General features: G+C 54.9%; 5 protein-coding genes. 1 reads left to right on the top strand and 4 read right to left on the bottom strand.

The genetic code is table 11. The features are described 5' to 3' along the window. Positions 1–8: 8 nt before the first annotated feature. Complete coding sequence (locus tag JBO08_RS26295; RefSeq protein ID WP_220075170.1) at positions 9–332, bottom strand: helix-turn-helix domain-containing protein; 324 nt, start codon at positions 330–332, stop codon at positions 9–11. A 469-nt stretch (positions 333–801) separates the two neighbouring features. On the opposite strand from JBO08_RS26295, the gene JBO08_RS26300 reads away from it, so the two are divergent. After that, positions 802–2,892: a hypothetical protein gene (locus JBO08_RS26300; RefSeq protein ID WP_220075169.1), complete on the top strand. Its 2,091-nt coding sequence runs from the start codon at positions 802–804 to the stop codon at positions 2,890–2,892. 85 nt (positions 2,893–2,977) lie between these two features. Here the strand turns inward: JBO08_RS26300 and JBO08_RS26305 are convergent, their stop codons facing one another. From JBO08_RS26305 to JBO08_RS26315, 3 genes are all read right to left on the bottom strand, one after another. Beyond that, positions 2,978–3,574, bottom strand: a complete 597-nt coding sequence (locus JBO08_RS26305) for a hypothetical protein (protein ID WP_220075168.1) — start codon at positions 3,572–3,574, stop codon at positions 2,978–2,980. Then, the gene (locus JBO08_RS26310) at positions 3,571–4,143 is read right to left on the bottom strand and encodes an RNA polymerase sigma factor (RefSeq protein WP_220075167.1); all 573 of its coding nucleotides are present in this window, start codon (positions 4,141–4,143) and stop codon (positions 3,571–3,573) included. Before JBO08_RS26310 ends, JBO08_RS26305 begins: the two co-directional genes overlap by 4 nt. A gap of 152 nt (positions 4,144–4,295) precedes the next feature. Next, a complete protein-coding gene (locus JBO08_RS26315) occupies positions 4,296–5,924 on the bottom strand; it encodes a VWA domain-containing protein (protein ID WP_220075166.1) in 1,629 nt (542 codons plus the stop codon). Positions 5,925–6,082 lie beyond the last annotated feature (158 nt).

Here is a 6,082-nt window from a genome sequence, read left to right on the forward strand (position 1 = left end):
CATGCCCATCAATCCAACACTACCAAGTACTCGATCGCCAGTACGGTCGGTTGGACATCCCGGACATTGCGCTGCAACGAGACCAGACCGTAATCCGCCATCAGACGCAAGGTACGTGACAGATTCGGGACCTTGCGGCCGCTGAGCTCAGCCAGCTCTGTTAATGACTTCGGATGCTTCTCATGGATTAAGCGCAGCAAACGTCGGTTGTCGTCTGAGAGCACAGCAGCAAGCGACGCCAACGAACTGAACCAAATCTGCGGCGTCTCGCTCCCCGATCGATGAGGATCCGCGCCATCTGGTCGATGAATACCAACGATGCACCGCTTCATGTTCAGTCCCGAGATGTGTTTATAGTCGAATATATCAGTATGTGATAATCATCGTCGACTTCAAGTCTCACACCTACTCCTGCTACCGAATGACAGTAGCAACCTCCAAATGCCACAAATTTGCCACACTCACCCCACTAACCGGGGCGAAAACCCGCTAACTCCAGCTAACACAACCCTTTGATTTCCCAGCTAATCCGCGCTAACGTATTGATTCTAAATGTCGACTTTTAGGACTCCGAAGGCAGGGGTCGTGGGTTCGAATCCCGCCGGGCACCAGATATGAAATGAAAAAGCCTCAGGTCGAGAGACCTGGGGCTTTTTTGTGGGTAACTGAATAGAAAAACCATCGAACCCCACGAATGGAAACAAACCGACACTCAACCAGATATCGCATTCCCATGACAGCGAGAACTTGACTACAATCTCGCTAACCCTGATATCAAAACACCATCACGGAAGATCCCTCATGCCTATAAATCCTTCTGTCGGCCAGCCTTCGTCAACCCCCAAACCACCCCCCATTAAGCTAAGTAAATCTGGAAAATTTTATCGGCTATCCAAACTCATCGCTCAAAATAAGATTAATCAGTGTGTAGCGAAAATAAAAATAAGCCTTGAAGCACAAACCCCTCCAAAAAGCGACTTCAAATCCTCAGAAGAAGAATGGTCGGGTGTATTCACCCATACGATTAAAGAATTTGACGTCAGCGCAAAGACAAACATACTCATCAAAACACTAATGAGAAGAAGTCTTGCATATCCAGACCTATCCGAAATCAGAGTGGCGGTACTACTAATTAGTCAACTGAAGGTAGCGAATAAAAACACAGGGGAAGAAAGCATATATCTATACATACAACGCGAGTTAACTGAAGACCCTCTTGAATGTGGGATTACCGCTGACCCCATAGACACGCCGGCATTTTTAGCTCAATTCTTAGAGACTCAAAATAATGAAACCCCACGCATTGAGCAATTAACAATGCAAATGATGGCTTCGTCGCGCGGGGAAATTCGTAGGAAAAGAATTGATGCTTATAATGTAGGCACAACAACTTCAAGCCTAGGCCTCCACCGAACGATAGCGGGGCCGATGATTCTTGCCGCTCCCCCTTCAAGCGGAAGCCGGACAGTATCCGTTTCGCCGCATAGGCAAAGCGTCAGATCAGGCTCATCACGTATGGCATTTTCAGATGTAATGCAGTGGGCATGTGAACGAAGTGCCGGTTTCGCGCGAACTCGAAACACAGTGATCATACCATCTGATTTTCTTTCCCAAATGGCTCAACCCCTCTTGGACCTTCATAAAAAAACGCCCTCAAGCGTTTGGATTGAAAAAAACGATCTTGCCGAACTAATTAAAAACTACAACAACTTAAACGGGACAACGTGGTCACAGCCAAAATCCACAAAACCTAGACATATCATTCCCGACATTGAGGAACTATTAGAGTACTTCAGCGAACCCATTGAACTGAGCCCCCAGGCTTACAAAACAAACGGGGATAAAATCCCTAGCGGTAGCAATGAAGAAATTGTGATATTCAAATCTGTCACACCGGTATTCCCCTTCTCAGATGCACTATTGGAGCTCAGAGTAACAAGCAAAACATGTAAAATAAAGCTACCAACTTTCACTGGCTTTCTACACTTAGGCGAAGCAGGCGAGCAACCAAAATCTGTTATGGACCTGCTCAACAAACATAAATCTTTCAGAGTAGTCTTTGACAAAGGACAGGCACTTTATTGCTCAGAGGGCGCCTATGCCAGCGCGAATACGACGCTAGCCGTCGCGCAATTAATCCACATATTCAAACCTATTAAAGCACTTGAATCGATCACTTCTGAGAAAGGCGAAGTGCTACCTACGGCGACACACTTCGAGACAACAAGTTCTTTCCACATAATTGAAACAGACCACGATATAACTGATAAAGATTCAATTTTAATATGTGATGACGATACACGAGAGTGGTGCGATTACATTGAGATTTCTGAAAACCCCACTCGAATTCGTTGGCTGCATGCGAAGGTGCAGCAGCTAGAAAAGGATAAAACAGCACGAATAAGTGCAACAAAAAGCAGCCCACATTCAGGGGCGCCTTCACTCCTCCCTAAAAAACTATTACCGATGAGTTCCAATGACACCTCCAGCGCTTCAAAACTTCAAGAAGTCGTCGGCCAAGCACTCAAAAACCTATCCAGGCTCCGAGTGACAAAGCAAGACCATGAATTCGCGCCTCGTAGGGATAAATGGTTAACCCAATATTGCGTACTACCTACGAAGGGAGAGATAAACCGGCTACGCCGCCCCGTCAATTTAAACGCCGATAAGCTGGACGATATATTTGATGATGCCGCGTCTAACCCAACCGCCTTGTATGAAGTTGGAATTGTCATCCCAAACTACTCATTGCGCTATTTAGAAGACGAAATGAAAAAGATATTGATCGGAAAAGCATCCCAACATGTTCTGCAAGCTTTTTGGCTGCTAAGTGGCTATATGCATGCATGCCTTGAGGTGGGAGCCCAGCCAATTGTATTTGTACGACCATGACTGCATAGCTGATCGCGCTCACAATGCGTTGCGTGAGGCCTCCGGTTCGCACTGACGCGACATCCGGAGGCTCACGGGCGATATTCTATTTAGGCGCCTGCAACGCCTCCAATCGTGCAGGCAAATCCTCCTGTGGAAATCGCTTGTACAAATCCAGCAACTTCTCATCCGCCGCTCTACTTTCCCCAGCCTCACGCAACCTCACAATCTCCCGCAACCCCTCCTCCAACGAAGGCAACGCCACCGGTGCGCGCTTGCTGAGCTTGGCGCTCGACTCATCCGCCATCGAGCCTATGACTTGCGCACGCTCTGCCTGAGGCGCGACGGCCATTCGGGCCATCGGTGCGGGCGCGGACATCGCGGGCGGGGCCGGGCGTGGAGCTTCCTCATGAAGGGCGGAGAAGGTTGCCGTGGACATTTCAGGTTGCGGCACGGGGGAGCGCGTCACTACGCCGATCATGAGCGCTAAACCGGCCACGGTGGCAAACGCCATCTGCCAGCGCGGACGTTGGCAGGCTTGCAGCCAACGCTGCCACAGGCTCGGCTGCGGCGCCGGGGCTTCGTGGCGGGCGGTGGTGAGGATGAAGGCGTCGAGGGACGCTGGCGGTTCGCCGGTGCTGTGTTGACGCAGGTGCTGGATGAGCACGTCGTCAGGATCCGGGGTGTGTCGGGAGTCGGTCATGCGGGTATCTCCTCGGCCAGCAGGCGGCGCAGTTTCTGCTGGGCGTAACGCAGGCGGCTTTTTACGGTTTCCAGCGGGGCGCCGGTGAGGGCGGCGATTTGCGGCACTTCGAGGTCGCCGTGCAGGCGCAGCAGGAAGACTTCGCGCTGGTCTTCGGGCAGGGCTTGCAGCGCGGCGTCGAGCCGCGCCTGGTCGCGGCTCAGGCTCAATTGCTGTTCGGGGCCGGCGCTGTCGTCGGGCTGCGCGTGCAGTTGCTCGTCGTAGCTGTCGTGCAGCGGGTTGTGGATGCCGTGCTTGCGCCAATGGTCGATGAGCCGGTTGCGGGCTATCTGGAACAGCCATGTGCGAAAACTCGCCCGGCCTTGTGGCTGGGTGGCGCTGCGGATCAGGCTGAGCCAGGTCTCCTGGTAGATTTCCTCGGCCAGTTCGGTCTTGTTGCTCAGGGACACGAGGAAGCGGTACAGGCCCTGGCGATGCCGCGCATACAGCGCTTCGAACGCGGCAGCGTCACCGGTTCGGTAGCGGGCCAGCAGCGATTCGTCGCTGGGTGAAGCATCTGATACGGCCATGTAAGTGGCGAACTCCTTTCTGAAAGTCAAAGCCGATCTAAGTGTGGGAGCTGGCTTGCCTGCGATGGCATCAACTCGGTGTAACTGATGGACCGAGTCGCTTGCATCGCAGGCAAGCCAGCTCCCACATTGGGTCGTCGTTGCATGCGCGATCAGTGTTTGAGGCCCTGCGCCAGCTCTACCAGCTGCACAAACTCGCTGCGCAGCCCGAACGGGTCATCGCCTCGGGCCGAGCGGGCCAGCGCGGCGGTGTCTTGCAGGCTCATGCTGCCAGTGTAGCGGCCATCGCCCTTGAGCTGTTGGGCGAACGCGGCCACGGCCGCCGCGAAGCGCAGGTCGTCGCTGGCCTTGGTGGATTCGTTGCTGACAGGACGTTCGATCAACTGGCTTTCACCGCCCGCAGCGGGCTTGTAGCGCACACGCAACATCGCCAGCTCACCGGACTTACCCTCGCCTGCAGGCGCAGCGGCGTAGCGTAACGGCTCCAACCAACCCTTCTCGCCCTTCGGCACAATCTCGTACAACGCGGTTACCGTGTGCCCTGCACCGATTTCACCGGCGTCGACCTTGTCGTTGTTGAAATCCTCACGCTTCAGGGCACGGTTTTCATAGCCAAGCAGGCGATATTCGCTGACACGCGCGGGGTTGAACTCCACCTGCAATTTCACATCCCGCGCGACCACGGCCAGGGTCGAGCTGAGTTGGTCGACCAACACCTTGCGGGCTTCGCGCAGGTTGTCGATGTAGGCGTAGTTACCGTCGCCCGCGTCGGCCAGTTGCTCCATCAGGTGTTCGTTGTAGTTATCCACGCCAAAACCCAGGGTGGTCAGGGACACGCCAGTTTTGCGCTGCTCGACGGCCATTTGCTTAAGGCTGTCGAAGTCACTGATGCCCACGTTGAAGTCACCGTCGGTGGCCAGCAGGATGCGGTTGATGCCCTTGTCGATAAAGCCTTCGCGGGCCATCTGGTAGGCCAGTTCGATGCCGGATGCGCCGGCTGTGGAGCCACCCGCAGTCAGTTGGTCGATTGCATTGCGGATCTTCACCTTGTCGCGACCCGAGGTGGGCTTGAGCACCACGCGGGATTCACCGGCATAGACCACCAGCGAAACACGGTCCTGTTCACGCAACTGATCCACCAGCAATTTCAGGGTGCTTTTTACCAGCGGCAAGCCTTCGCGGCGGTCCATGGAGCCGGACACGTCCACCAGGAACACCAGGTTAGCCGGCGCCAGTTGCGCTACCGCACGGTCGGAGGCCTTGATGCCGATACGCAGCAATTGAGTGCGCGGGTTCCAGGGGGTGGCGGCCACTTCGGTGGTCACGCCAAAGGGCGAGCCATCGGTGGGCAGCGCATAACTGTAGGGGAAGTAATTGACCATTTCCTCCAGTCGCACAGCGCCTTCGGGCGGCAGGCTGCCTTGGTTTAGGAAACGCCTTACGTTGGCGTAGCTGCCGGTGTCGACGTCAGCGCTGAAGGTGGACACGGGCGTTTCAGCCACGCGATGCACCGGGTTGTCCGGCAGGTTTTCGTACTGTTCGCGGGGCTCGCTGCGGTACTCCATCACAGCCGACTCCTGCATACGCATGGGTGCAGGCATCGCCATGCGCTTGACCATCGCGCCCTGGGCCGGCGCGTTTTGCAGCTCAGCGACGGGTGCGGGCTCGACAGGCGTCGACACATCACTGGATGTAGACAGCCCACAACCGGCGAGCGCCACCAGCAAGGTAACGGCAAAGCCCTGGGCAGCAGGACGCAGGAAGAGCAGAGGACGGGACATGGGCTGAACCTCGTGAATGAATGATCCGTTCACAAGGTCAGACGCAAGGTGTGGGGGGTTCGGGTTAAATCTCGAATCACGGCTCAATCATTGTGGGAGCAACTGTCTTGATGGTTTTCATCAAGCCATTTTTTCCAGAGGCGGCAACGCTCCCACGG

Source organism: Pseudomonas sp. LAP_36 (assembly GCF_019456785.1).
GTDB lineage: Bacteria > Pseudomonadota > Gammaproteobacteria > Pseudomonadales > Pseudomonadaceae > Aquipseudomonas > Aquipseudomonas tritici.

Bases quoted from the DNA above. Each gene is read 5' to 3' on its own strand.
- JBO08_RS26295 (WP_220075170.1), bottom strand. From the start codon at position 332: ATGAAGCGGTGCATCGTTGGTATTCATCGACCAGATGGCGCGGATCCT.
- JBO08_RS26300 (WP_220075169.1), top strand. From the start codon at position 802: ATGCCTATAAATCCTTCTGTCGGCCAGCCTTCGTCAACCCCCAAACCA.
- JBO08_RS26305 (WP_220075168.1), bottom strand. From the start codon at position 3,574: ATGACCGACTCCCGACACACCCCGGATCCTGACGACGTGCTCATCCAG.
- JBO08_RS26310 (WP_220075167.1), bottom strand. From the start codon at position 4,143: ATGGCCGTATCAGATGCTTCACCCAGCGACGAATCGCTGCTGGCCCGC.
- JBO08_RS26315 (WP_220075166.1), bottom strand. From the start codon at position 5,924: ATGTCCCGTCCTCTGCTCTTCCTGCGTCCTGCTGCCCAGGGCTTTGCC.